General features: G+C 70.4%; 23 protein-coding genes and 1 tRNA gene. 10 read left to right on the top strand and 14 right to left on the bottom strand.

Features of this window, described 5'->3' with window-relative positions; all coding sequences use genetic code 11:
* Positions 1 to 70: 70 nt before the first annotated feature.
* Positions 71 to 718: an ANTAR domain-containing response regulator gene (locus FNX44_RS05770; RefSeq protein WP_143646873.1), complete on the bottom strand. Its 648-nt coding sequence runs from the start codon at positions 716 to 718 to the stop codon at positions 71 to 73.
* A 135-nt stretch (positions 719 to 853) separates the two neighbouring features.
* Here FNX44_RS05770 and FNX44_RS05765 point away from each other — a divergent pair.
* Positions 854 to 926, top strand: a tRNA-Leu gene (locus tag FNX44_RS05765).
* A 58-nt stretch (positions 927 to 984) separates the two neighbouring features.
* Here the strand turns inward: FNX44_RS05765 and pyk are convergent.
* The 3 genes from pyk to FNX44_RS05750 form a co-directional block, all read right to left on the bottom strand.
* Positions 985 to 2418, bottom strand: coding sequence for a pyruvate kinase (gene pyk, locus FNX44_RS05760; protein ID WP_143646867.1), 1434 nt, complete (start codon positions 2416 to 2418; stop codon positions 985 to 987).
* Between the two features lie 160 nt (positions 2419 to 2578).
* A complete protein-coding gene (gene pepN, locus FNX44_RS05755) occupies positions 2579 to 5062 on the bottom strand; it encodes an aminopeptidase N (RefSeq protein WP_173019122.1) in 2484 nt (827 codons plus the stop codon).
* A 72-nt stretch (positions 5063 to 5134) separates the two neighbouring features.
* Entirely contained in the window at positions 5135 to 5497 is a 363-nt protein-coding gene (locus tag FNX44_RS05750) for a chorismate mutase (protein ID WP_173019121.1), read from the bottom strand.
* 142 nt (positions 5498 to 5639) lie between these two features.
* Between FNX44_RS05750 and FNX44_RS05745 the strand changes: the two genes are divergently transcribed.
* On the top strand, positions 5640 to 6548 hold the full coding sequence (locus tag FNX44_RS05745) for a zinc ribbon domain-containing protein (RefSeq protein WP_143646872.1): 909 nt from the start codon (positions 5640 to 5642) through the stop codon (positions 6546 to 6548).
* A gap of 27 nt (positions 6549 to 6575) precedes the next feature.
* On the opposite strand, the gene FNX44_RS05740 is transcribed toward FNX44_RS05745, so the two are convergent.
* The 3 genes from FNX44_RS05740 to FNX44_RS05730 all read right to left on the bottom strand — a co-directional run bounded on the left by FNX44_RS05740 (position 6576) and on the right by FNX44_RS05730 (position 9701).
* A complete protein-coding gene (locus FNX44_RS05740) occupies positions 6576 to 7412 on the bottom strand; it encodes a carbohydrate ABC transporter permease (protein WP_323369072.1) in 837 nt (278 codons plus the stop codon).
* Positions 7409 to 8275 (bottom strand): carbohydrate ABC transporter permease, encoded by an 867-nt coding sequence (locus FNX44_RS05735; RefSeq protein WP_228449685.1) that lies wholly within the window; start codon positions 8273 to 8275, stop codon positions 7409 to 7411. Before FNX44_RS05735 ends, FNX44_RS05740 begins: the two co-directional genes overlap by 4 nt.
* A 157-nt stretch (positions 8276 to 8432) precedes the next feature.
* Positions 8433 to 9701, bottom strand: a complete 1269-nt coding sequence (locus FNX44_RS05730; RefSeq protein WP_143646864.1) for a sugar ABC transporter substrate-binding protein — start codon at positions 9699 to 9701, stop codon at positions 8433 to 8435.
* 599 nt (positions 9702 to 10300) lie between these two features.
* On the opposite strand from FNX44_RS05730, the gene FNX44_RS05725 reads away from it, so the two are divergent.
* The 8 genes from FNX44_RS05725 to FNX44_RS05690 all read left to right on the top strand — a co-directional run bounded on the left by FNX44_RS05725 (position 10301) and on the right by FNX44_RS05690 (position 15217).
* On the top strand, positions 10301 to 10567 hold the full coding sequence (locus FNX44_RS05725; RefSeq protein ID WP_143646863.1) for a hypothetical protein: 267 nt from the start codon (positions 10301 to 10303) through the stop codon (positions 10565 to 10567).
* The gene (locus tag FNX44_RS05720) at positions 10536 to 11063 is read left to right on the top strand and encodes a DUF6879 family protein (protein ID WP_143646862.1); all 528 of its coding nucleotides are present in this window, start codon (positions 10536 to 10538) and stop codon (positions 11061 to 11063) included. Before FNX44_RS05725 ends, FNX44_RS05720 begins: the two co-directional genes overlap by 32 nt.
* Positions 11064 to 11079: 16 nt before the next feature.
* Positions 11080 to 11928 (top strand): helix-turn-helix domain-containing protein, encoded by an 849-nt coding sequence (locus FNX44_RS05715; RefSeq protein WP_143646861.1) that lies wholly within the window; start codon positions 11080 to 11082, stop codon positions 11926 to 11928.
* Between the two features lie 162 nt (positions 11929 to 12090).
* A complete protein-coding gene (locus FNX44_RS05710) occupies positions 12091 to 12510 on the top strand; it encodes an ATP-binding protein (protein WP_181356303.1) in 420 nt (139 codons plus the stop codon).
* 92 nt (positions 12511 to 12602) lie between these two features.
* Positions 12603 to 12821: a hypothetical protein gene (locus tag FNX44_RS28790; RefSeq protein ID WP_228449684.1), complete on the top strand. Its 219-nt coding sequence runs from the start codon at positions 12603 to 12605 to the stop codon at positions 12819 to 12821.
* 155 nt (positions 12822 to 12976) lie between these two features.
* A complete protein-coding gene (locus tag FNX44_RS05700; protein WP_153506903.1) occupies positions 12977 to 13144 on the top strand; it encodes a hypothetical protein in 168 nt (55 codons plus the stop codon).
* Between the two features lie 85 nt (positions 13145 to 13229).
* On the top strand, positions 13230 to 14426 hold the full coding sequence (locus FNX44_RS05695) for a JmjC domain-containing protein (RefSeq protein WP_143646860.1): 1197 nt from the start codon (positions 13230 to 13232) through the stop codon (positions 14424 to 14426).
* Positions 14360 to 15217 carry an aldo/keto reductase gene (locus tag FNX44_RS05690; RefSeq protein ID WP_143646859.1) on the top strand — a complete coding sequence of 286 codons (858 nt, stop codon included), beginning with the start codon at positions 14360 to 14362 and terminating at the stop codon, positions 15215 to 15217. Before FNX44_RS05695 ends, FNX44_RS05690 begins: the two co-directional genes overlap by 67 nt.
* On the opposite strand, the gene FNX44_RS05685 is transcribed toward FNX44_RS05690, so the two are convergent.
* The 7 genes from FNX44_RS05685 to FNX44_RS05655 form a co-directional block, all read right to left on the bottom strand.
* Entirely contained in the window at positions 15205 to 16062 is an 858-nt protein-coding gene (locus FNX44_RS05685; RefSeq protein WP_143646858.1) for a hypothetical protein, read from the bottom strand. The genes FNX44_RS05690 and FNX44_RS05685 overlap by 13 nt on opposite strands.
* Before the next feature lie 69 nt (positions 16063 to 16131).
* Positions 16132 to 16614, bottom strand: coding sequence for a hypothetical protein (locus FNX44_RS05680; RefSeq protein ID WP_143646857.1), 483 nt, complete (start codon positions 16612 to 16614; stop codon positions 16132 to 16134).
* 177 nt (positions 16615 to 16791) lie between these two features.
* Positions 16792 to 18252 (bottom strand): glutamate synthase subunit beta, encoded by a 1461-nt coding sequence (locus FNX44_RS05675; protein WP_143646856.1) that lies wholly within the window; start codon positions 18250 to 18252, stop codon positions 16792 to 16794.
* Positions 18245 to 22810 (bottom strand): glutamate synthase large subunit, encoded by a 4566-nt coding sequence (gltB, locus tag FNX44_RS05670; protein WP_407699150.1) that lies wholly within the window; start codon positions 22808 to 22810, stop codon positions 18245 to 18247. The genes FNX44_RS05675 and gltB overlap by 8 nt, the downstream gene beginning before the upstream one ends.
* 342 nt (positions 22811 to 23152) lie before the next feature.
* Entirely contained in the window at positions 23153 to 23887 is a 735-nt protein-coding gene (locus FNX44_RS05665; protein WP_143646854.1) for a VIT1/CCC1 transporter family protein, read from the bottom strand.
* Between the two features lie 145 nt (positions 23888 to 24032).
* Positions 24033 to 25070, bottom strand: a complete 1038-nt coding sequence (lgt, locus tag FNX44_RS05660) for a prolipoprotein diacylglyceryl transferase (RefSeq protein WP_143646853.1) — start codon at positions 25068 to 25070, stop codon at positions 24033 to 24035.
* Between the two features lie 46 nt (positions 25071 to 25116).
* The gene (locus FNX44_RS05655) at positions 25117 to 25878 is read right to left on the bottom strand and encodes a DsbA family protein (protein WP_143646852.1); all 762 of its coding nucleotides are present in this window, start codon (positions 25876 to 25878) and stop codon (positions 25117 to 25119) included.
* Between the last annotated feature and the right edge of the window lie 264 nt (positions 25879 to 26142).

Raw genomic sequence — 26142 nt, 5'->3', positions numbered from 1 at the left:
GCCCACGCCGGACACCCCTACCCCCGGCCGTCCCGCGCCACACCCGGCGCGGGACGGGACCCGCCGGCGGCTACGCCTCCTGCTGCTTGCGGCGCTCCTCGCCGTCCTCGATGACGGCCTCCGCGACCTGGCGCATCGACAACCGCCGGTCCATCGACGTCTTCTGGATCCAGCGGAAGGCGGCCGGCTCGCTGAGCCCGTACTGGGTCTGGAGCACCGACTTGGCGCGGTCCACCAGCTTGCGCGTCTCCAACCGCTGCGCCAGGTCGGAGACCTCGCGCTCCAGCTCGCGCAGCTCGGTGAAGCGCGACACCGCCATCTCGATGGCCGGAACGACGTCGCTCTTGCTGAACGGCTTCACCAGATAGGCCATGGCGCCCGCGTCGCGCGCCCGCTCGACCAGCTCGCGCTGGGAGAACGCGGTGAGCATCAGCACCGGGGCGATCCGCTCCTCGGCGATCTTCTCGGCTGCCGAGATCCCGTCGAGGACCGGCATCTTCACGTCGAGGATGACCAGGTCGGGACGGTGCTCCCGGGCGAGGTCGATGGCGGTCTGGCCGTCGCCGGCCTCGCCGACGACCGAGTACCCCTCCTCTTCGAGCATCTCCTTGAGGTCCAGCCGGATCAGCGCCTCGTCCTCCGCGATCACCACACGGGTCGTCTGCGGCGGCACGTGTTCGTCGGCGCCCGCTGCGGGCTCGCCGGGTTCCGCCGGCACGGTGGGCTCAGGGGCGTCTGCGGCGCTCACGGAGTAATGTTCCTCGCTCTCGAACAGGGCAGTGCCACCCGAGCCTACCTAGCTGATGTAGGTTTGAGTCACGCGGGCTTACTGCTAGCCTTGCTTTCCAAGGGCGCCCCGGTAGCCCAGCGGTAGAGGCAATGGTCTCAAACACCATCCAGCGTGGGTTCGAATCCCACCCGGGGTACTTTCCTTCGTTTCGAAGGCATATCAGCCGCTCGGCGATCTTCCTCCAGGTGTGTGATTCACCGGTCGCCCCCGCCCTCCCCGATGCGGTGCACGCGCACCAGGTTCGTGGTGCCCGGCACTCCCGGCGGCGAGCCGGCGGTGATGATCACGACGTCCCCCGGCACACAGCGGCCCAGCTTGAGCAACTGCTCCTCCACCTGCCGCACCATCTCGTCCGTGGTCTCCACGTGCGGCCCCAGGATCGTCTCCACCCCCCAGGTCAGGTTGAGTTGGCCGTGGGTGGCCGGATCCGGGGTGAAGGCCAGCAGCGGGATCGGCGAGCGGGACCTGGCCAACCGCCGGGCGGTGTCGCCGCTCTGGGTGAAGGCGACCAGGTAGCGGGCTCCGAGGAAGTCCCCCAGCTCGGCGGCGGCCCGGGCGACGGCACCACCGCGGGTGCGCGGCTTGCTGGCGGGGACGAGCGGCTGGAGCCCGCGGGCCAGCAGGTCCCGCTCGGTGGCGGCGACGATCCGGCTCATCGTCGCCACCGCCGCCGTGGGGTACTTGCCGACGCTCGTCTCCGCGCTCAGCATCAGCGCGTCCGCCCCGTCGATCACCGCGTTGGCGATGTCCGAGACCTCCGCCCGGGTGGGGCGCGGGCTCTCCACCATCGAGTCGAGCATCTGGGTGGCCACGATGACCGGCTTGGCGTTGCGGTTGGCGAGCTTCACCGCGTGCTTCTGCACGGCCGGGATCGTCTGCAAGGGCAGCTCGACGCCCAGGTCGCCACGGGCGATGAGCAGCCCGTCGAACGCGTCGAGCACGGCGCGCAGTTGCTCGACGGACTGCGGCTTCTCCAGCTTGGCGAGCACCGGTCGGCGCACGTCCTCCTCGGCCATCACCCGCCGCAGCGGCAGCACGTCGTCGGCGCTGCGGGTGTGCGGCAGCGCGACGAGGTCGACGTCGTTGCGCAGCGCCCAGCGCAGGTCGTCCTCGTCCTTCTTGGTCAGGACGGGCAGCGTGGTGTCGGTGTCCGGCAGGTGCAGCACCTTGTGGTCGGAGACGATGCCGCCCGCCAGTACCCGGGTGCGCACGTCCGGCCCCCGCACCTCGGTGACCTCCAGCACCGGGCCGTCGTGCTCGACGAGCAGGCGGTGGCCGGGGCGTACGTCGCGGTGGAGCGCGGGGTGGGTGGTGGCGCAGCATGTGTGGTCGCCCGGGACGTCCCGCGTGCTGACCGTGAACTCGTCGTCGGCCTCCAGCACGGCCGGGCCCTGCCGGAAGGTGCCGAGCTGCACCTTCGGGCCCTGGAGGTCGACCAGCGTGCCCACTCTGCGGTCTGCCTGCCGGGCGGCGGTCCGCAGGTGGTGGAGACGGGTCTCGTGCTCGCCGTGCGTGCCGTGCGCGAGGTTCAGTCGGGCGACGTCGGCTCCCGCCCGGACCAACTCCTCGATCTGTTCGTACGTGTCCGTCGCGGGCCCGAGAGTGCAGACGATCTTGGCACGGCGCATGGCCCGAGCCTATGGCTTACCCACTGGTAGAGCCGCCTCGTCCGGTGGACGGGAGAGGTGGTGTGGATGAACCGATGTTGACATCCGAACGCGTGTCGACCTCCCGGGCGCCTGTGCCCGGCCGTCTGTGCCCGGGAGGTCACGCGCCCACGACCGCCGCTCACGCCTCCCGGACCCGCAGGGCGCGGGCCAGGTCGTCCAACTCGTCGGTGAGCGCCCGGCGCAGCGCCGGCGGCGGCTCCTCCTCGGCGAGCGTCCGCCGGCCCTCCTCCAGCACGGCGTCCTCGGCGGCGGTGTGCGGGAAGGCCTGGCGGCCGGCGAGCCGGGCGACGGTCTCGCCGCGCCGGTGGGCCAGCGCCAGCGCGTCCGGGAAGTAGCGCTTCAGGTAGGGCTCGGTCAGCTCCCGCTGCTCCGCCGGCCAGAAGCCCTGCGCGGTGGCACTGAACAGGTAGTTGCTGAGGGCGCTCTCGGCGCCGAACATCAGCTCCCAGGCGCGCGCCTTGGCGGCGGCGTCGGGCAGTGCGGCGCGGCAACGCGCGGCGGCCTGCTCGCCGTTGGCGGTCCGGTCGGCGGCGGCCTCCTCGTCGAGCTCGGAGGCTGTGAGCTGGCCGAGGACGGTGAGGCGCCGGAGGGCCAGCCAGCGGCGGTCGGCGTCCAGCGGTACGCCGTACAGGGTGCCGGTGCCGTCCAGCCAGGTCGTCAGCTCGGTGGGCCGGGTGGTGGTGCCGATGTGGGTGGGCAGCACGGTCAGCCTGCGGTCGTGCTCCTCGGTGTGCGCCAGCAGGTGCGTCGTGAGGTCGTGCAGCCGGCCCAGCGCGTCGGGCCGGTCCGCCGGGTCGAGGTATCGGTCGAGCAGGGTGCCGTGGACGAACTCGAGCACGGCCGCCACGGTCGTGTTGTCGCTCTCGTGCGGCAGATGCTTCTCGACGAGCCGCAGGTACTCGCCCGGCGGCAGCTCGGCGTCCCGTACCAGGTCGCGGGCGGCGCTCCAGACGGTGACCCGGGTGAGCGGGTCCGGGACGGCGGTGAGCGCGGTCCGCAGCGTCTGCCAGGAACGCTCGTCGAAGCGGGTCTTGGCGTAGGTGAGGTCCTGGTCGTTCAGCACCACGAGGTCGGGCGGGTCGCCGGGAAGCGTGAGCGTGGTGGTCCGCTCGTCGGCCGGCAGGTCGGTGTGCGCGGTCGGGCGGGCGGCCAGGGTGCCGTCCGGGGCGCGGTCGAAGGCGGCGGCGAGCAGCCGGTGCGGGCGGTTCCCGTCCTTGTGGACGTGCAGCAGCCAGGTGTCGGCGTCGGCGTCCGCCACACCGGGCACGAGGACGTCGGCGCCGGTGGTGCGCAGCCAGCGGGCCGCCCACTGCCGCACGTCGCGGTTGGTGTGCCGGGCGAGATTGTCGAGGAAGTCCTCCAGCGTGGCGTTGCCGAAGCGGTGCCGGGTGAAGTGGGTGTTCAGCCCGAGGAGGAAGTCCTCCCTCCCCAGCCAGGCGGCGAGTTGACGCAGCGCGGAGGCGCCCTTGGCGTAGGAGATGCCGTCGAAGTTCTGCAGGGCGGTGGCGGTGTCCGGCACGTCCTCGGGGTCGGGGGCGATCGGGTGGGTGCTGGGCCGCTGGTCGGCGTCGCGGCCCCAGGTCTTGCGTTCGGTGGTGAAACGCGCCCAGTTGTCGGTCCACTCGGTGGTGCGCGCGACGACGTCGGTGCCCATGTACTCGGCGAACGACTCGTTCAGCCAGATGTCGTCCCACCACTGGAGGGTGACCAGGTTCCCGAACCACATGTGCGCCATCTCGTGGGCGATCGTCGTCGCGCGGGTGGCGTGCTGGTTGTCCGTGGTCGCGGACCGGTGCACGTAGCTGTCGGTCAGTACGACCAGGCCCGGGTTCTCCATGGCACCGGCGTTGAGTTCGGGCGCGAAGAGCTGGTCGTAGGAGTCGAACGGGTAGGGCTCGTCGAAGATCTCGTGGTAGTGGTCGTAGCAGGCGGTGGTGATCCGCTGGATCTCCTCCGCGTCCAGGTGCTCGGCCAGCGAGCGGCGGGTGTGCACGCCGAAGGGCAGCCCGGCGTGGGTGAAGGTGTGGCTGTGGTACGGCCCGGCCGCCGCCGCCATCAGATAGGTGCTGATCGGCGGCGTCGCGGGGCTGGTCCAGTGGCCCGGCCGGGTCTGGGTGGCCACCGAGTTGGTGAGGAACGTCCAGTCCTCGGGGGTGGTGGCGGAGACGGTGAAGGTCGCCTTGAGGTCGGGCTGGTCGAAGCAGGCGTAGACGCGCGGCGCCTCCGTCTGGAAGCACATCGAGTACAGGTACGTGCGGCCGTCCGCCGGATCGGTGAAGCGGTGCATGCCCTCCGAGGTGCGGGAGTAGGGCATGTCGGCGGTGACGTAGAGGGTGTGCTCGCCCGCGGTGAGGTCGGTCAGCCGCAGCCGCCCGTCCGACAGCAGCCCCACGTCCAGCGGCCGACCGTCCAGCGTCACGCCGTGCAGCGTCGTCGGCCGCAGCTCGACGAAGGTGTCGGCCTGGTGGTGGGCGGTGAAGTGGATGGTCGTGGTGCTGCCGAAGGTGTCGCCGTCCCGGCCGAGGTCGAGGTGGATCGTGTAGCTGTGGACGGTGAGCTGACGGGCGCGGGTGCGCGCCTCCTGACGGGAGAGGGTGGTCATGCCCGTCATCGTGCCTCAGACGGCCCCGCGTCCGTGCCCGTTCCGCTCCAGGCGATCACTCGCCTCGGGAGATCAGCCCACGTCGGCGGCGTCGCTGCCGTCCGTGTTGCCGTCCGTGTTGCCGGCGATCGTCTCGTGGTGCCGGATCACCTCGGCGATGATGAAGTTCAGCAGCTTCTCCGCGAAGGCCGGGTCGAGCTTGGCGTTCTCGGCGAGCTGCCGCAGCCGGGCGATCTGCCGGGCCTCGCGCTGCGCGTCGGCCGGCGGCAGGTGGTGGCGGGCCTTGAGGTGGCCGACCTGCTGGGTGCACTTGAAGCGCTCGGCGAGCATGTGGACCACGGCCGCGTCGATGTTGTCGATGCTCTCGCGCAGCCTGGTCAGCTCCTCCCGGACGACGGCGTCGGGCTCGGGAGCGGAGGATGCGGTGTTGTTCATGCGCAGACTCTAGTGAGCGCGGCGGGGTGCGTGCGCCCGGTGGTCGGTGTGTGGGACGGGTGTGCAGGGCAGGGTGCGTGGCGGCGGCCCCGGGGCGGACGGCGGCCGTAAGGTGGCAGGAGGAGCGAGACGCGCGGGGGTGATGTGGGTGTCGGGGAGGGCGTCGAGTGCGGTGGAGCGGGGCTTTCCGCACCTGGAGGTGGTGCGGGACGCGATCGCCGCGCTGTACCGGCGGCTGTCGGTGGACTCGGTGGAGCAGTTCGCGGTCAGTGTGCCGCCGGTGGACGTGGCGCTCGACCCGGACGAGGAACTGTACGGCGGTGTGCAGCGGGTGGCGCGGGCGCTGGTGCGGCACTTCCGGCTGCCGGACGCCCGGGTGATCGTGGCGTTCCGCGAGATGGAGCTGGCCGCGGAGGTGGAGCTGTCCGCCGGTCCCGAGTACTTCGTGGAGCTCAACCGGCGCTTCAAGGAGCACCGCCGCGACATCGGCGCCGCGCTGGCGCACGAGATCACCCATGTCTACCTGCACCGGCTGGAGTTGGAGTTCCCCGGCGTCGCGGAGAACGAGATCCTGACCGACACCGTCTCCACCTACCTCGGCGCCGGCTGGCTGCTGCTCGACGCCTTCCGCGAGGACTCCCTCAGCTCACAGAAGCTGGGCTATCTGACCCCCGAGGAGTTCGGCTACGTACTGGCGAAGCGGGCCGAGGTGTTCGGGGAGGACCCGTCGGTGTGGTTCAGCAGCCCGCAGGGGTACGAGGCGTACGTACGGGGGCGGACGCAGGCGGCCGAGGACGCCCGCCGACCGCCGCTGGCCGGCGGGGGCTGGGTGGCGCGCCGGCGCTACGGACACGACCGGCGCCTGGCGCGTACCCGGATGCGCCCCGGTCAGTCGGCGTTCGGCGGCGAGGGGTACCGCTTCGAGTGGGCCTCCGGCGTACGGGTGTCCTTCCGCTGCCCGCGCTGCCAGCAGCGGCTGCGGGTGCCGCTGCGCGGCGAGGTCCGGGTGCGTTGCGCGGGCTGCGCGCAGGTGTGGTCGGTCGACACCTAGCGCCGCGCCGCCGCGCCCGGGGTCGGTTCAGCCCTTGACGGCGCCGGCGGCCAGGCCGTGGGAGAGCCGGCGTTGGGCGAGGACGAAGAACACCAGCACCGGCAGGGTGATCAGCGTGGAGCCCGCCATGACGGCCCCCCAGTCGTTGGTGTGCTGGCCGAAGAAGCGGTGCAAGCCGACGGCGGCGGTGAACTTCTCCTCGTCCTGGAGGAAGGTGAAGGCGAAGACGAACTCGTTCCAGGCGACGATGAAGCTGAACACGCTGGTCGCGACAAGACCCGGCGCGACCAGCGGCAGCAGCACCGACCGGAACATCCGGAACCAGCCGCAGCCGTCCAGGTAGGCGGCCTCCTCCACCTCGCGCGGCACGGCCGCGACGAACCCCCGCAGCATCCAGATCGCGAACGGCAGCGAGAACGCAAGATAGACGATGGTCAGCCCGATCAGGCTGTTGAGCATCTGCAGGTTGCGCATCTGCACGAACAGCGGGATGACCAGCGCCTCCAGCGGCACCATCTGCACGATCAGCACCATGATCAGCACAGCGGTGCGGAACCGGAACCGGAAGCGGGCCACCGCCACGGCCGCCAGCAGCGCCAGCAGCCCGGCCAGCAGCACCGTGCCCACGCCGACAAGCGCCGAGTTCAGCAGGAAGCGGCCGAACCCGCCCTGGTCGAGGACCCGCTGGAAGTGGTCGAGCGTCAGCCCGCTGGGCAGGATCGACGAGCCGCGCGCCCCGGCGCGCGGGTCGAGCGCGGAGGTCACCATCCAGTAGACGGGCAGCAGGGTGAAGGCCAGCAGCGCGGCGAGGGCGGCCGTGTGGCCGAGCCGGGTGAGCGCGGTGGCGCGCGGGGTGCCGGTCACAGCTCCTCGCTCTCTTTGAAGAGCGTGCGGATGTAGACGGTGGTGATGCCCAGCAGCAGCAGCGTGAGCAGCACCGCGATCGCCGACCCCATGCCGTACTGGCGCTGCGCGAAGGACTCGACGTACGACCACACACCGAGGTTGAGCACGTCCGGGTTCGCGCCGCTGCCGCCCGGCATCAGATACAGCTGGACGAACACCTTGAAATCCCAGATCGTGGACAGGATGATCACCACGCTGAAGACGGGCCTGATGGACGGCACGGTGATCGCCCAGAAGCGCTGCCAGGCGTTGGCGCCGTCGATGATGCCGGCCTCGTGGAGCTCCCTGGGGATGGTGAGCAGCCCGGCGAAGATGGTGATCGCCACAAAGGGGAAGCCGTGGTGGACGACGTTGAGGGTCGCGATGGCGTAGAAGCCGAGCCGGTCGGTGAACCAGTTGGTGTCACCGGCGTCCACCAGTCCGAGCCCGTCCAGGCCGGTGACGACCGCGCCGCCGAGTGGGTCGAAGAGCCAGATCCACACGTAGGTGCCGGTCACCGCCGGCATCGCCCACGCGGTCATGATCGCGCTGGCCGTGAGCGTACGCCACAACGGGCTGAGCCTGGCCAGCAGCAGCGCGACCAGAGTGCCGAGGACAACCGTGAGCGTCACGCACGCCAGGGCGAACAGCACGGTGTTCGGCAGGACGGTCGTCCAGAGGTAGGACTGGCCGAGGATGTCGGCGTAGTTGTCCAGCCCGTTGTAGTTGCTGGTACCGGTGACGATCTGCGGCAGGCCGTAGTCCTGGAAGGACATCCACACCACCCGGCCCAGCGGCCACAGCAGCAACGCCGCGACGGCCAGCAGCGCGGGCGCCAGCAACAGCCACGGCGCGGCAGCCCTACGCCGGGCCCGGCGACGGGCGGCGGCCGGCGGGGCGAAAGGCGGTGGCGGAGGCGGCCCGCTGCTCGGCGGTACCGGCGGCGCGGCCGGATGCGGTGCCTCAGTCGGGTACCGCGCCTCGGTCGGACGCGGTGCCTCAGTCGCCAAAGGTCCGGTCCATGTCCCTGGCCGCGTCGGCCGCCGCCCGCTCGACGTCCTTCTTGCCGGTCAGAATGGCCTGCACCATCTGGGCGAGCGTCTTCCTGCCCTGCACCTGCCCGTAGGCCGGGGTGGTGGGCACGGTGGTCCCGCCCTCCAGCATCTGCCGGGCGAACGGCGCGACCAGTGGTTCGCCACCGTCCCTCACCTTCTCCACCAGCGGCCGCTGACCGGGGAAGTAGCCGGACTGCTCGGCCCACTTGGCGGTGAACTCGGCGTCGCTCAGCAGTTCGACCAGCTCCCAGGCGAGATCCTGGTCCCGGGCCGTGTTGAACACCGCGAGGTGCGAGCCCCCGAGGAACGACGGGCTGACGCCACCGTCGGGCCCTGGAATCGGGGCGGCGGCGAGCTTGCCCTTCAACTCGGGCGCGGCCGCCAGCACCGCGGACGGCGTCCAACTGCCCGAAACCGCCATCGCCACCCTCCCGGCGGTCAGGTGGTCGACAAGATCGGCCTCGTTCCAGGTGGCCGCCGCCTTGGTGGAGACACCGTGCCGGGTGGCGAGATCCGTGTAGAAGCGAATGCCCTCGACGGACTTCCGGCTGTCGACGGCCGACTTCCACCGCCCGTCCTTCTCCACGGCCAGCTGGCCCCCGGCGCCCCAGATGAAGGCGTCCAGCGCGTACTCGCTGTCGCCGACGACGGGGAACGGGATCATCTTCGGTTCGAGGGTCTTCAGCCGGACGGCGGTGTCCTGGAGTTCCTTCCAGGTGGTGGGCGCGGCCAGCCCGTGCTTGTCGAACACGTCCTTGCGGTACAGCAGAGCACGGACACCGGCGTACCAGGGCACTCCGTACAGCCGGTCCTCGTACGTCGCCGCCTCCCGCAGCCCGGACACCAGATCCTCGTCCAGACCCGCCCGACCGGTGCGCTCGGTGAGGTCGGTCAGCGCACCGGCGGAGGCGAACTCGGTGGTCCACGTCGAGCCGACCTCCGCCACGTCCGGCGTCGTGCCGCCCGCCATCGCCTTGGTGAACTTGTCATGCGCGTCCGGCCACGGCACGTACTGCACCTTCAGATCGGCGCCGGTCCGCTCGGTGAACGCCTCCCGGACCTCCTTGAAGAAGGGGCGTGAGTCCGGGTTCGTACCCTCCATGATCCAGACCGTCAGGGCGCGGTCGTCCGCACTACCGCTGCCCCCGCAGGCGGCGGCGCCGCAGGCCAGCAGACCCAGGGCCGCGCCGACGGCGATCAGTCGCGTTCTCATGGCCGCTCCCCTCGATGTGACGTGGTCACAGGGTGCGGCATCGCCCCGCCGGGGCCGCGTAGCGGCGCGGTCGCCGCCGCGACGATCGACAGATTGGCGTAGCGCCACCAGGTGCGCGGCCCGCCGCGTCCTCGCCTCCTGGGAGGCAGCTCCCAGCGCCGGACCTCAAACGCCGGACGGGCTGATTCAGCCCCGGCCTGGGGGCACCTCCGGCCGAAGGCTGGGGGAGGACAAGCGGCCGCCAGACCGCGCTGGTACCGGCCTCGCACGGTCGGTCGTGCACTGACTGGCCGGCAGCATCAAGTCGTCACGCCCCGGCCACCACCCGATTCGGACAAGAGCGGAGAGCTCACTGTCGATACTCAATCCATGCAGAGTCGCAGTGGGTGAAGACGGTGGAGCCCAGCAGGGCTTCTCCGCTCAAGCCCGGCGGACCAGCACGGCAGATGGTACGTCCGGCACCTCTGCCCGGCGGTCTGCTGGTCTACGCGAACAAGCCATTCTGACGCGACGCGCGTATCGCGCCCTTGACCCGTCACCGCGCCTCGGGAAGCGTCCCAACGCAAGAACCCGCAAGCGACTTGGATCGGGAGGGCATCATGGCCCTAAAGTTCGTGGGGATCGACCCGGAGACCACCGGAGGCGGCTCGCCGACTGTGTGGGTGGAGGAAGAGACGGCCGACCTGGTCCTCCAGGGCGAGGCGGCCGACAAGCTGCTGAAGGCCCAGGTGAGCGAGACGGAGTGGGTCGCCGGACACGACACGGGAATCCCCGCGCATGAGACGGTGATTCGCATCCCAGCCCGCATGGTGCCGATTCTGAGGGAGGCGTGTGATGTCGCAGAACGGCGTGCCGGACTTCGCTGAACTGCTGCGGTCCGCCCAGCGCACCGCTGTCCACCTGGAGATGCGCGACGTCTACAGCGTCGGCGACGAGAGGGACAGCTTTGACGAGTTCCTGCGGACCGGTCGGACGGACCTCGACCCCGATTCGCCGTTCTGGCAGGGCTGGACTCCACTGGTGCGCGAAACCGTCGCCAGGGGCGTCCAGATGCGCCGGGCCCGGATCGTCTCCGAACCGGTGACCGATTACATCCGGTGGGAGCACGCCCTGACTGCCGTCAACGTCGCCGTTGGTGAGCAGGTCCGCTGGCTCCCCCGTCGTCTCGCCTCCGACATCGCCCTTCCCGGAAACGACCTGTGGCTGATCGACGACCGACGGGTGATGTTCCACTGGTTCACCGGGGACGGCGACTGGGCAGGACATGAGTTCAACGAGGACCCCGACGTGGTGAAGATGGTCGTCGCCGCGTTCGAGGCTGTGTGGGAACGCGGCATCGACCACGAGAAGTTCACCGTCTGATCCCGCGCACGGCCCCATGCCCGCCTCCCCCTCGTCCAGCGCCCAGGCGGCGCGCGAAGCCCTCGCGAAGCGCTTGCAGCACCTTCGCCAGGACGCCGGCCTCACCGGGAAGGAGCTCTCCTCCCGGTGCGGCTGGCATCCGGCGAAGACGACCCGCATCCAAAAGGGCGAGGCCGCACCCTCCGACGCGGATATCAGAGCCTGGTGCGCGGCCTGTGGAGCGGAGGACCAGACGGAGGATCTGATCGCCACGGCGCGGGCGGTCGACTCCATGTATGTGGAGTGGCGGCGCATCCACAGGAATGGCATGCGCAAGGTCCAGGAGGACTTTTACACCCTCCACGAGCAAGCGGCTGTGTGCCGCGTGTACTGCTCCAACGCCGTTCCCGGGTTCTTCCAGACTGCCGACTTCGCCACCGCTCTCATGCAGTCGATCACCGACTTTCAGGGAACCCCCAACGATGTCGCCGAGGCCGTCGCCGCCCGCCTCGCCCGTAGTCGGTTCCTGTACGAGGGAGGCCACCGCTTCGTCGTGCTGTTGGAGGAATGGGTTCTGCGCTCGCGGATCGGCGACTGGGAGACGATGGCAAACCAGCTTCGGCACCTGCTTGACGTCCTGCCACTGCCCTCGGTTTCACTCGGTGTCATCCCCTTCACTGCCCAGCGCGTCATCTGGCCCCTGGAGGCGTTCTATGTCTTCGACGACGCCCACGCCGTGGTGGAGACCCTGACCGCCGAGATCAACATCAGGCAACCGCGCGAAATCGCCGACTACCGCAAGGCGTTCGCCGAACTCGCGAAGATGGCCGTCTACGGCGACCACGCTCGCGCCCTCATCAACTCGGCGATCAACGCCCTCAGATGACGTTCCGCAATAACCCGCAATCTCGTTGAGCCCGATCTCACGGGCTTCGTAAGGTCGTTGAGTCGCCGGAAGGCCAGGCTCCCCGTGCCGGCGGCAGTGGAGGAGAGGCCCAGCCCCACGCCCCGTAGCCGGGCTGGGCCGTCCCATCGGAGGGATGACCCCGTGACGACGACCGCCGCCAGACCCACCTCAACCGGCACACCCGGCTACAGCGAGACAATGCCGTGCGAACCGGAATCCGCACGCCGTGCGCGCCTGCTTATCAGCGCCGCCCTCAACACCTGGGGCATAGGCGACCTGGTGGACACGGCCACACTGGTCGTCTCCGAACTCGTCGGCAACTCCGTCCAGCACACCCCGTGCCGTCTGCTCCGGGTCACCGTCAGCCGGCCCGCACCACACTGCGTGAAGATCGCGGTCACCGACCAATCGCGCACAGTCCCCGACATGACCAGCCCCGCCGACGAGGCCGAAGAAGGGCGCGGCCTGTTCCTCGTTGACGTGCTGAGCGTCCGGTGGGGCTACGACCGGCACGGCTGGGGCAAGACGGTCTGGGCGGAGCTGGAGGTCCCCACGTGCTGACCCTCCGGTTGCTTCCCGAAGAAGAACTGAACGGCGACCCGGCGCAGTGCGTCGAGCTGGCTGTGACACGACGTGGCGGTGACACGATCACTGTGACATCCCTGCGTCTGACTCCCTCCGACCTCGTCCGGCTGCGAACCGAGGCCGACCTGGCTCTGGACGAGATCCGTGCGGAAGTCCTCCGCGCCGAGGCTACGTGGTGTCAGGTCATCGGCCGCTGGTTCGAGGAGGGCCGGGCTGCCGTCGACTCGTTCACCCCTGACGTGGCGCTCCTCACCCGCGTCCTGGAGGGCCTGCGTGCCTCCCTGTAACCCCACAGGATCCTGGCCGACAACCGAAGGACAGCACCGGCCGGGAGCGGCGCCGGGGGACTTCCCCAGAGGTGCCCGGCGCCAGGCACAGCACAGCTACATCAGACGAGCCCGGCCGGACACGGCCGGGAGAACCGAAGAGGAAGGAGCACGAGGTGGCAGAGAGCACGACACCACCGCCGGCCGCGAGTGGCCTCCTGGTGGCGGTAGAGGAATTGACCGCCGTCCACGACCGGTACGACAGCCTCCGGTCCGACAACGCCGGGAGTTCCGGCGATGCCCCGTGGCCGGGCGGTGACGGCAACCTGACCGACATCGAGTAGCACCAGGCGGCGGAGGTCCGCGCGGTTCGCCGTGCGGGCCCCCGCCGCAGCTGCGTCACGTGGTCGAACTCATGAGGAGGCAGTGATGGAACACCAGTTGATCAACGCCATCGAGACGGCGCTCGGGTGGAACGGAGTGGATGAGCTCGGCAAGGGCTTCGTGCGGGGAAGCATCGACGACCCCGCCCTCGTCTCCCGCATCCTGACCCCGAACCGCTTGCTCGACATCGCCATGCGCAGGAGCCTGAACCGCCCGCAGTTCCGGTGCTTCCAGAAGGGCGAGGAAGTCCACCCGGCCATCTACTACACCGACACCGTCAGCCCCCGGGGCCAGAGCATCCCCATGGTCAACATGCGCAGCCTGGGCAGGCTGCTGGGGGAAGGCGCGACGCTCATCCTCGACCAGGTCAATGTCTTCGACCCGACGATGGAAGTCGCCTGCCGGGCATTGCAGTGGTGGTCCCACGAGCGGGTGCAGGTCAACGCGTATCTGACGACGAACGACGCTGCGGGCTTCCCGCTGCACTGGGACGACCACGACGTCGTGATCATCCAGCTCGCTGGCGAGAAGGAGTGGGAGGTACGCGGAACCTCCCGCGAAGTCCCCATGTACCGCGATTCCGACCCCAACAACACCCCGACCGAAGAAATCGTCTGGGCCGGCGTCATGAAGACCGGCGATGTGATGCACATCCCCCGAGGCCACTGGCACCAGGCGACCCGCAACGGCCACGGATCGGGGAAGAGCCTGCATGTCACGTTCGGGATCACCAAGCGCACGGGAGCAAGCTGGCTCTCATGGCTGGGCGACTGGTGCCGAGAGCACGAGATCTTCCGGCACGACCTGGATCGCGCGCATGGGAGCGGCACTCAGGCCCTGACCGAGGCAGCCGTCCGGCTGATCGGCGAGCGCTCCCCAGCCGACTTCCTTGCCGCGTACGAACAGGCGACGGCGCTCCCCCGGCATGTCCCGTTCCTCGACATCCTGGGACCGCTCGATGCCGTGGCGTGCACCACCCACTTCCCGCCCCAGATCCGCGAGAACGCCGAGACCGTCGACGTCGTGACCTCAGGGAAGAAGATCACCCTCACGGCCAAGGCCGTGCCCGCGCTGCGTCTGCTGCTGAGCGGCAAGCCGGTCCCGCTGGACCAGGCGGCGACCGTCGTCGGGGCCGAAGTCGCGGAGGTGGCCGAGATCCTTGTGAAGGAGGAGATGTGCGCGACTCTGACCCCCGAGTTGTCCTCGGGCTACACCGGTCTCGTCACGAACGCCGTCTCCTGACCGGAGCACTGGACCTCGGCGTCACGGCGATCGACACCAGCGCCAACTACCTCGGTTTCCGCTCGCATGAGGTCGTCGCCCGGATAGCCAGCGATCTGCTGCCGAAGTTCACACTCTCGACGAAGGTGGGCTACTTCCCGGGGGTGGACAGAGCGGAACACTCCCTGAACCCCGCTCGGCTGTACGCAGCCGTCGAACGGGCGGCCCGGGACCTCGGACGGGAGCCGGACGTGGTGTTCCTACACAACCCGGAGCAATCGCTCCAAGAAGCCGCCCCTCGCAACCGGGATGCTCTGGCCTGGGCGTGCGCCGTCCTCGCCGACGCCGCGAGACAGGGGGTGTGCGAGGCCTGGGGCATCGCGTCCTGGGACCCGTCACCACTGCCCGAGCTGATCGACGCGACCACGCCGAAGCCGTCCGTCCTCATGGTCCGTGCCGGCCTGCTAGTCGGCACCAGAACACTCGACGCCGCCGATGCCCTCGCTGAGGCGTTCGAGATGGGAAGCAGCACGGTATGGGGCATGAGCCCCTTCGGAGGCAGTACACGCACCCCCGTGTGGGGCCGGATCGACCCCCGCGTCTTCCTACAGGACCACACAGGACTCTCCCGCATACAAGCGGCCTTCCGGGCCGCCTACCACCTCCCCCAGGTCAACACCGTCGCCGTAGGCTCCGACGAACCCGCCCACCTGGGCGAACTCGTCGGCGCCCTGGCTGGCGAGGTCGACGAGCAGGCCATCCACCACTATCGGAGCCTGCTCCGAGAGCGATCACGCGATCAGCTCGTCTGAAGCTCCGCGACGATCTGCTCCGCCATACGCCGCGCGGGCTCCAGCCGGGGGTCCTCGGGGTGTGCGTCCGGCCCCAGGATCTTCGAGCACATGAACAGCGTCATCAGCTTGCCGTCCCGGCTCTCGAAGTCGGGCCGCCGCTCTTGCCGTACGCGATCGGCCAGAGCCGGTACGGCCAGCGAGCTCCCCCACAGCGTGGCGGAGTCCAGCCCGCGCGGCGCACTCCCCCAGTCCTCCCAGTCGAACAGGCAGAACGCTGGCGCACAGACGTTGGCCCAGTTCAGATCCGCATGGGCCGGAACCCACTGTTCAACAGTGGTGTCGAAATCACCGGCAAACGTACGACAGATGGACTCGGTGACGAGGGCCTGCGTGATGGTGTCGGTGTCCGGGGTGGCGACGCGACTCGTCTCCTGAGCCGCGAGCGCGTCGAGCGAGATGTTGAACGCTTTCCACCACTTATCCGGCAGCTTCGGCTCCTCGCTGAGTACGGCGGTGCCGACGGGAGCTCCCGGCAGAAGCTCGGTCTCGTCGGCCCGCCACATCACGGGCTCAGCCGCATCCCGCCAGACCACACACCCCTGCCACGCGGGCTGAGCAATGCCCTCCAGCCGCGCGGCGCACTCGGTACCGTTCCACCCCTGCACGCCGATCCTGTCGAGCCCCCGCCGCTCGATACGCACCCACGTACCACGATCCGTCCGCGCCCCGACCGAGCGCCGCTTCCGGACAACCGTGTCCCGCTCCATACGAACCTGGAGGGCTCGTTCGACGCGACCAAGAACGTTCTCGACCGCTTCGACTCGCAAGTCGACGGCACGGGCCGAAGGTACCGAGAGAGTCATGTCGGCGACCGTAGCAGCGGGGCGGCTCACAGGCAGCCGTCCCGCCACAACCCGGCCCCGGCCGAATGGCTACTCCTTCTCGTGGGGGAGTTGGCGGCCGGTTGCGGCGTCTACGAGGGTTCGGTCGCCGAACTTCTCGTCGAGCTTCACCTTGACCTTGTCGGTGACCAGCTGCTCTGTGCAGAAGTCGACGTTCTTGTCTTCCTTCTTCCAGCCGGCGACGATCACCAGGTCGTCGGTCTCGTGGAGGTGTGCGCCCCAGTCCTTGTCGCAGGCTCCGTGGCCGACGATGACGGTGATCGTCCTGCTGTCGGGGTCGGGGCGTTCGGCGTTCTCCAGCGGGAGGAGGGCGTCGGGGCGGCCGGTGAGGGGCTTGAGCCGCTCGGGCCAGGTGTTCTCGATGGCCTCGGCCCGCTTCTCGAACCGGGTCTGCTTCTTGGTCGGCTCGTCGCCGGGGCCGCCGGTCCGCACGGTCTGGTCGTCCTTCGCGCAGCCGGCCGCGGCCAGGGCGGTGGCCGCCGCGAGCGCCAGTGCCGTTGCTACTCGTCGCATCTCGCCTCCTTGGGGGTTGCCGGTGTGACGAGGCGGGTGGCGGGTCGGTTCCGTTCCCGTACAGGAGTGTGCCGCGGCGCCCGCCCTCGGTCGGGGGTGGGGGCGGGCACCGCGGCGATCCGTACGCCGTTGTACGGGAGCTTCAGAGGCCAGAGGCCGGAGGTCAGAGGCCGGACGTCAGACGGTCAGGGCGCGGTCCGTCGGGCGGACCGGGGCCGGGAGGGCGCTGGTGCCGGTGAGGTAGCGGTCGACGGCGCGGGCCGCGGAGCGGCCCTCGGCGATGGCCCAGACGATCAGCGACTGGCCGCGCCCGGCGTCGCCGGCGACGAAGACGCCGTCCGCGCCGGTGTGGTAGTCGGCGTCGCGGACGATGTTGCCGCGGCCGTCGATCTCCACGCCGAACTGCTCGACGAGGCCGTTGACCCGGTCGACTCCGGTGAAGCCCATGGCGAGGGTCACCAGCTGCGCCGGGATGCGGCGCTCGGTGCCGGGCTTCTGCTCCAGCTTGCCGTCCTTGAACTCGACCTCGACCATGTGCAGCCACTGGACGTTGCCGTCCTCGTCGCCTTCGAAGTGGGTGGTGGAGACGGAGTAGACCCGCTCGCCGCCCTCCTCGTGCGCGGAGGTGACCTTGTAGAGCATGGGGAACGTCGGCCAGGGCTGGCCCTGGGAGCGCTCCTCGCCCGGCTTCGGCATGATCTCCAGCTGGGTGACGGAGGCGGCGCCCTGGCGGTGGGCGGTGCCGACGCAGTCGGCGCCGGTGTCGCCGCCGCCGATGACCACGACGTGCTTGCCCTCGGCGGTGATCGGCGGGGTGACGAAGTCGCCCTCCTGCACCTTGTTGGCCAGCGGCAGGTACTCCATGGCCTGGTGGATGCCGCGCAGTTCGCGGCCGGGCACGGGCAGGTCGCGCGCGGTGGTGGCGCCGGCGGCGACCACGACCGCGTCGTAGCGGCGGCGCAGGTCGGCGGCGTTGACGTCCGTACCCACCTCGACGCCGGTGCGGAACTTGGTGCCCTCCGCGCGCATCTGCTCGATGCGGCGGTTGATGTGCCGCTTCTCCATCTTGAACTCGGGGATGCCGTAGCGGAGCAGGCCGCCGATGCGGTCGGCGCGCTCGTAGACGGCGACGGTGTGGCCGGCGCGGGTGAGCTGCTGGGCGGCGGCCAGTCCGGCCGGGCCCGAGCCGATCACCGCGACGGTCTTGCCGGACAGCCGCTCGGGCGGCTGCGGCGTGACGTCGCCGTTGTCCCACGCCTTGTCGATGATGCTGACTTCGACGTTCTTGATGGTCACCGCGGGCTGGCTGATGCCGAGCACGCAGGCGGACTCACAGGGCGCGGGGCAGAGCCGGCCGGTGAACTCCGGGAAGTTGTTGGTGGCGTGCAGCCGCTCGCTGGCGGCCTGCCAGTCCTCCCGGTAGGCGTAGTCGTTCCACTCGGGGATGAGGTTCCCGAGCGGGCAGCCGTTGTGGCAGAACGGGATGCCGCAGTCCATGCAGCGGCCGGCCTGCTTGCTGATGATCGGCAGCAGGGAGCCGGGGACGTAGACCTCGTTCCAGTCCTTGACCCGCTCCTGGACCGGTCGGCTCTTGGCGACCTCGCGGTCGGTGGTCAGGAAGCCCTTGGGGTCAGCCATTGATCGCCGCCTCCATCATCTTCTCGTGGGTCTCGGACTCGCTGAGTCCCGCTCGCTCGGCGGCGTCCTTGGCGGCGAGCACGGCCTTGAAGGTGGGGGGAACGACCTTCTTGAAGCGCGTCTTGGCCGTGTCCCAGTCGGCGAGGAGCTTCTCGGCGACGGTGGAGCCGGTCTCCTCGTGGTGGCGGCGCACGACGTCGTGCAGCCACTGGTGGTCGTCGGCGTCGAGTTCTTCGACGGCGGTGAGCAGTTCGCGGTTGACGTTGCTCGGGTCGAGGTCGATGACGTAGGCGGTGCCGCCGGACATGCCGGCCGCGAAGTTGCGTCCGGTCTCGCCGAGGACGACGGCCTTGCCGCCGGTCATGTACTCGCAGCCGTGGTCGCCGACGCCTTCGGACACCACGGTGGCGCCGGAGTTGCGGACGCAGAAGCGTTCGCCGACCCGGCCGCGCAGGAACATCTCGCCGCCGGTGGCGCCGTAGGCGAGGGTGTTGCCCGCGATGGTGGAGTACTCGGCCAGGTGGTTGGCGGCCCGGTCCGGGCGGACGACGATGCGGCCGCCGGAGAGGCCCTTGCCGACGTAGTCGTTGGCGTCGCCCTCCAGCCGCAGCGTGACGCCGCGCGGGACGAACGCGCCGAAGGACTGGCCGGCGGAGCCGGTGAAGGTGATGTCGATGGTGTCGTCGGGCAGTCCGGCGCCGCCGAACTTCCGGGTGACCTCGTGGCCGAGCATCGTGCCGACCGTCCGGTTGATGTTCCGGATCGGCACCTGGGCGCGGACCGGCTGCGCGGCCTCCACGGTCTCGGCGGCGAGCGCGTCGGCGGCCAGCTTGATCAGCTGGTTGTCCAGCGCCTTCTCCAGGCCGTGGTCCTGCACGGTGACGCAGTGCCGGACGGCGCCCTCCGCCAGCTCGGGCACGTGCAGCAGCGGGGCCAGGTTCAGGCCCTGCGCCTTCCAGTGGTCCACGGCGCGGCTGACGTCGAGGGCCTCGGCGTGGCCGACGGCCTCGTCCAGGGTGCGGAAGCCGAGCTCGGCGAGGATTTCCCGGACCTCCTCGGCGACGAACTCGAAGAAGTTGACGACGTGTTCGGCCTTGCCGGTGTAGCGGTCGCGCAGCACCGGGTTCTGGGTGGCGATGCCGACCGGGCAGGTGTCGAGGTGGCAGACGCGCATCATGACGCAGCCGGAGACGACCAGTGGCGCGGTCGCGAAGCCGAACTCCTCGGCGCCGAGCAGCGCGGCGATGACAACGTCGCGGCCGGTCTTGAGCTGGCCGTCGGTCTGCACGACGATCCGGTCCCGCAGCCCGTTGAGCAGCAGCGTCTGCTGGGTCTCGGCGAGACCGAGCTCCCAGGGGCCGCCGGCGTGCTTGAGCGAGGTCAGCGGGGAGGCGCCGGTGCCGCCGTCGTGACCGGAGATCAGCACCACGTCGGCGTGCGCCTTGGACACGCCGGCGGCGACGGTGCCGACGCCGACCTCGGAGACCAGCTTGACGTGGATGCGCGCCTTGGGGTTGGCGTTCTTCAGGTCGTGGATGAGCTGGGCGAGGTCCTCGATCGAGTAGATGTCGTGGTGCGGCGGCGGGGAGATCAGGCCGACGCCGGGCGTGGAGTGCCGGGTCTTGGCCACCCACGGGTAGACCTTCGGGCCGGGCAGCTGGCCGCCCTCGCCGGGCTTGGCACCCTGCGCCATCTTGATCTGGATGTCGTCGCTGTTGACCAGGTACTCGCTGGTGACGCCGAAGCGGCCGGAGGCGACCTGCTTGATCGCAGAACGGCGGGTCGGGTCGTACAGCCGCTCCGGGTCCTCGCCGCCCTCACCGGTGTTGGACTTGGCGCCCAGCCGGTTCATGGCGATGGCCAGCGTCTCGTGGGCCTCCTGCGAGATGGAGCCGTAGCTCATCGCGCCGGTGGAGAACCGCTTGACGATCTCCGAGACGGGCTCGACCTCCTCCAGCGGCACCGGCCCCCGGTCCGACTTGAACTGGAACAGTCCGCGCAGCGTCATCAGCCGCTCCGACTGCTCGTCGACGCGCGCCGTGTACTGCTTGAAGATGTCGTAGCGGCGCTCGCGGGTGGAGTGCTGGAGACGGAAGACGGTGTCCGGGTCGAACAGATGCGGCTCGCCCTCGCGGCGCCACTGGTACTCGCCGCCGATCTCCAGGCGGCGGTGGGCGGCCGGGATGCCGGTGGCGGGGTACGCCTTGGCGTGGCGGGCGGCCACCTCCTTGGCGACCACGTCGAGACCGGCGCCGCCGATCTTGGTGGCGGTGCCGTGGAAGTAGGTCTCGACGAACTGCTCGTCCAGGCCGACGGCCTCGAAGACCTGCGCGCCGCGGTAGGAGGCGACGGTGGAGATGCCCATCTTGGACATCACCTTGAGCACGCCCTTGCCGAGCGCCTTGATGAGGTTGGCGGTGGCCTGCTCCAGCTCCAGGTCGGAGGGGAGGAAGGTGCCCTCGCGCAGCAGGTCCTCGACGGACTCCATCGCCAGGTACGGGTTGACGGCGGCGGCTCCGTAGCCGATGAGCAGCGCGACGTGGTGCACCTCGCGCACGTCACCGGCCTCCACCAGCAGGCCCACCTGGGTGCGCTGCTTGGTCCGGATGAGGTGGTGGTGGACGGCGGAGGTCAGCAGCAGCGACGGGATCGGCGCGTGCTCGGCGTCGGAGTGCCGGTCGGAGAGCACGACGAGCCGGGCGCCGTCGGCGATGGCGGCGTCCGCCTCGGCGCAGATCTCGGCGATGCGGTCGGCCAGCGCCTGGCCGCCGCCGGAGACCCGGTAGAGGCCGGAGAGGGTCGCGGCCTTCATACCCGGGCGGTCGCCGTCGGCGTTGATGTGGATGAGCTTGGCGAGCTCGTCGTTGTCGATCACCGGGAACGGCAGGGTGACGCTGCGGCAGGACGCAGAGGTGGGCTCGAGCAGGTTGCCCTGCGGGCCGAGGGAGGAGATCAGGGAGGTGACCAGCTCCTCCCGGATGGCGTCCAGCGGCGGGTTGGTGACCTGCGCGAAGAGCTGCGTGAAGTAGTCGAACAGCAGCCGGGGCCGGTCGGAGAGCGCCGCGATCGGCGAGTCGGTGCCCATCGAGCCGATCGGCTCGGCGCCGGTGCGGGCCATCGGGGCGAGCAGGACGCGCAGCTCCTCCTCGGTGTACCCGAAGGTCTGCTGGCGACGGCTGACCGAGGCGTGCGTGTGCACGATGTGCTCACGCTCCGGCAGGTCCTTCAGCTGGGTCAGGCCGGCGGCGAGCCAGTCCTGGTAGGGGTGCTCGGCGGCGAGGGCGGCCTTGATCTCGTCGTCCTCGATGATGCGGTGCTCGGCGGTGTCGACGAGGAACATCCGGCCGGGCTGGAGGCGACCCTTGCGGACCACCTTCGCCGGGTCGATGTCCAGCACGCCGACCTCGGAGCCCAGCACCACGAGGCCGTCGTCGGTCACCCAGTAGCGGCCGGGGCGCAGACCGTTGCGGTCGAGCACGGCGCCGACCTGGGTGCCGTCGGTGAAGGTGACGCAGGCCGGGCCGTCCCAGGGCTCCATCAGCGTGGAGTGGTACTGGTAGAAGGCGCGGCGGGCCGGGTCCATGGAGTCGTGGTTCTCCCACGCCTCGGGGACCATCATCAGCACCGAGTGCGGCAGGCTGCGGCCGCCGAGGTGCAGCAGCTCCAGCACCTCGTCGAAGGACGCCGAGTCGGAGGCGTCGGGGGTGCAGATCGGGAAGATGCGCTCGAGGTCGCCGCTGCCGAAGAGGTCGCCGGCAAGCTGGGACTCGCGGGCGCGCATCCAGTTCCGGTTGCCCTTGACGGTGTTGATCTCGCCGTTGTGGGCGACGAACCGGTAGGGGTGGGCCAGCGGCCAGCTCGGGAAGGTGTTGGTGGAGAACCGGGAGTGGACCAGCGCGACGGCGGAGGCCAGTCGGCGGTCGGAGAGGTCCGGGAAGAACGGCTCCAGCTGCCCGGTCGTCAGCATGCCCTTGTAGACGAGGGTGCGCGCGGACAGCGACGGGAAGTAGGTGGCGGCCTCCCGCTCTGCGCGCTTGCGCAGCACGAACGCGAGGCGGTCCAGCTTGATGCCGGTGCGCGGGTTGTCGGTGGCGGCATCCGCAGCGTCTGTCACGAAGAGCTGGCGGAAGGACGGCATGGTGGCGCGGGCGCCGTTGCCGAGCAGTTCGGGGGCGACGGGGACCTCACGCCAGCCCAGGACGCGCAGCCCCTCCTCGGACGCGATCGTCTCGATGGCCGAGACGGCTTCGGCGGCCTCGGCCTCGTCGGCCGACAGGAAGGCGATACCGACGGCGTAGCCGCCGGCGGCGGGCAGCTCGAACGGGACGACCTCGCGCAGGAAGGCGTCCGGGACCTGGAGCAGGATGCCCGCGCCGTCACCGGAGTCGGGCTCCGAACCGGTGGCGCCTCGGTGTTCCAGGTTGCGCAGTACGGTCAGCGCCTGCTGGACGAGCTGGTGGCTGGCCTCGCCGGTGAGGGTGGCCACAAAACCGACGCCGCAGGCGTCGTGCTCGTACCCGGGGTCGTACATCCCCTGCTTGGCAGGGTGGGCCGCCATGGACGCTGCACGCATGGGCTCTCCCGTCGTCGTCGGTGGCAGTTTTCAGGTGCCGAGGGACGACGCTGGCCCTCTGCGTTCAGGAAATTTTCGTGCAGGTTACATGATGGCCAGCTTCCCGAGAACTGGATAGTCGAGTCCATCATGCGGACGCCTGGAGTGGGCGCGCAACCGGAGGGGACAGTCGTCCCGCCCAGGTGGGCGCGGGGGCGCGCGGGCATCGTCGCCCACGAGCGCTCCCGGCTTCTGCCCCGCCGAAAAGCATTCGAAACCGCCTGGTAACCGTTGTCACCCGATGTGCGCGAGCGAACGCGCACTGCCGGGTGGGCACAGCCGGTGCGCTCAGCCGAGGGCGGCCCCGAGCAGATTGCCGAGACCGTAGGTGAGCGCGGCGGCGGTCCCACCCAGGATGAACTGTCGGAGCCCGGTGTACCACCAGGTACGGGCCGTGACCTTCGACACGAGCACGCCGCACAGGAACAGCCCGGACAGCGCGACGAGCACCGCCGGCCACAGGACGGTGGCGCCGAGCAGGTACGGCAGCACGGGCAGCATCGCGCCCACCGCGAACGAGCAGAAGGAGGCCACGGCGGCCACCGTCGGCGAGGGCAGCTCCCCCGGGTCGACGCCCAGCTCCTCCCTGGCGTGCAGTTCCAGCGCCTGCTCGGGGTCGCGGGACAGCTGCTCGGCCACGGCGTCCGCGAGCTTCGGATCCACCCCGCGCGCCCGGTAGCGGGCGGCCAGCTCCGCCTGCTCCTCCGCCGGATGCCCGGCCAGCTCACGACGCTCCTGGTCGAGCTCGGCCTGGACGAGTTCCCGCTGACTGGCGACCGAGGTGTACTCCCCCGCCGCCATGGAGAACGCGCCGGCGGCGAGCCCGGCCAGCCCCGTCAGCACGATGGTGTTCGGCGCGACCGAGCCGCCGGCCACACCGGAGATCAGCGCCAGATTGGAGACCAGACCGTCCATCGCGCCGAAAACGGCGGGCCGCAGCCAGCCGCCGTTGACATCGCGGTGCCGGTGGTTCAGCCGGTGCACGGCGGGCTGGGTGAGGTCCTTGTCCCCGGGCTGGGTCATGCTCCCGACGTTAGGCCCGTGGCGGCGGCGCTGCCAGCGAGCAAGGCCGAACTCACCGGCTTTGAGCTGCAATGATGACGGAAAGTAGGCTCCGGGAACGACTGTGCGGCCGGTCGGTCGACCGGCCGCACAGGGGGTAGGAGCGTCAGTCGCCCTTGGCCTTCTCGCCGCCTGCGGCCCCGGCCTTGTCGCCATCGGCGTTAGCGCCACCGGCCTTGTCGGCGTCGGCCTTGTCGCCACCGGCCTTAGCGCCGTCCGCGTCCGCCTTGTCCGCGTCCGCCTTGTCCGCGTCCGCCTTGTCCGCGTCCGCCTTGTCCGCGTCCGCCTTGTCCGCGTCGGCCTTGTCGGCGTCAGAACCGGCGGTGTCGTCCGCCGCTCCGGGCTCGACGACCTTCTCGCGGCCCGGCGCCCGGAGGGCGGAGATCACGAAGTAGGCCACCGCACCGAGGAAGACCAGCAGTGCCGTCCAGTTGTTCAGCCGCAGCCCCAGCACCTCGTGGGCCTGGTCGATGCGCATGTACTCGATCCAGAACCGGCCCACGGTGTACGCGGCGACGTACAGCGCGAACGCCCGGCCGTGGCCGAGGTTGAAGCGGCGGTCGGCCCAGATGACCAGCAGCGCCACACCGACGCACCACAGCGACTCGTAGAGGAACGTCGGGTGGAAGGTGCCGAGGTCGGTGCCGTTGTCGATCTCCAGGGCCCACGGCAGGTCGGTGGGGCGCCCGTACAGCTCCTGGTTGAACCAGTTGCCCCAGCGGCCGATGGCCTGGGCGAGCGCGAGACCGGGGGCGATGGCGTCGGCGTACGCGGGCAGCGGGATGCCCCGGCGGCGGCAGCCGACCCAGGCTCCGACGGCACCGAGCGCGACGGCGCCCCAGATGCCCAGGCCGCCCTCCCAGATCTTGAAGGCGTCTACCCAGTTCCGGCCCTCGCCGAAGTAGAGCTGGTGATCGGTGATCACGTGGTAGAGCCGGCCGCCGACCAGGCCGAAGGGCACCGCCCACACGGCGATGTCGGTGACCGTGCCGGCGCGTCCGCCCCGCGCCACCCAGCGCCGGTTGCCGAGCCAGACGGCGACGAAGATGCCGAGGAGGATGCAGAGCGCGTAGCCCCGGAGCGGGAGCGGGCCGAGGTGCAGCTCACCGGTCGACGGGCTGGGAATCGAAGCGAGGATGTTCATGGCCCCTCAGACGCTACCCTGCCGGGGCGCCCGAAGGGCAGCCGCGTCAGGACTTTTCCGCGGCCTCCTCCACCTTGTTCACCAGCATCTCGGGCGTGAACTGGGCATTGCGGTCCTTGGACAGGTCCTCGCCGTTCATCACCAGGGTGGGCGTCGCCTGGTAGCCGGACTTCAGGAAGGCCGCGTGAGTGCGGTCCACCCACTCGTCGTGGGTGCCCTCGTTGACGCACTCGCGGAAGGTCGGGGTGTCCAGCCCGTCGACCTTCTTCGCGAGCCTGACGAGGTTCTTCTTGTTCTCGAAGCCGCCGTCGGCGGTGTCCTGCTGGTGCTTGAAGAGCAGGTCGTGGTAGGCGACGAAGTGACCGGCGTCCTTGGCGCAGGCGGCGGCGTTGGCGGCGTTCTTCGAGCCGCTGCTCCCGTTGTGGCCGTCGACGACGGTGACCAGGTGATAGCGGACCTTGACCCGGCCCGCCTCCCGCAGATCGTTGATGGTCTCGCCGAAGGTCTGCTCGAAACCCGCACAGCCGGGGCAGCGGAAGTCCTCGTACACGTCGAGCGTGACGGGGGCCTGGGCGTCGCCCTCGGTGATCGGGGCCGGCCCCGGTCCGGCGGAGTCGTCCTCCCCGCCGACCTTCTTCGTGGCGAGCACGCCGACCGTGCCGACGGCCGCGAGCACGGCGACGACCGCGAGGGCGGCCGTGAGCGTACGCCGCCGCTTGTCGGAGCGCTTCTGGCGCTCCCGCTCCTCCTTCAGGCGGTCGCGGGCGGAGCGCTGTTCCGGGCCGTGTCGGTCGTTGTTGTCGCTCATCACGTCCGGTGCAACGAGCGGCACCCGGACGGGGAGCGGGTGGGCGGCCGGTTTTCGCTCGTTCGAGTGTGAGCCGGGACCGCCGGGGGACGCGCGTGCGTGCCGTTCGTCGCGCGGGGCGACCGTCCGGCGCACGCCGGCACGCCGTTCGACGCGTGCCGGGCGCGTTCGCCGCACGGCGGTGAGGGTGGCTTTCCCCGGGGTGTGACCTTGCTTACTTTCCTCCCATCCGGCCGCTCACCTGGCGGTCCCCCTCCCCTGGGC

The organism is Streptomyces alkaliterrae, from assembly GCF_007097205.2.
In the GTDB taxonomy this organism is placed as follows: Bacteria; Actinomycetota; Actinomycetes; order Streptomycetales; family Streptomycetaceae; genus Streptomyces; species Streptomyces alkaliterrae.
This window is presented reverse-complemented; position numbering and strand designations above follow the sequence as displayed.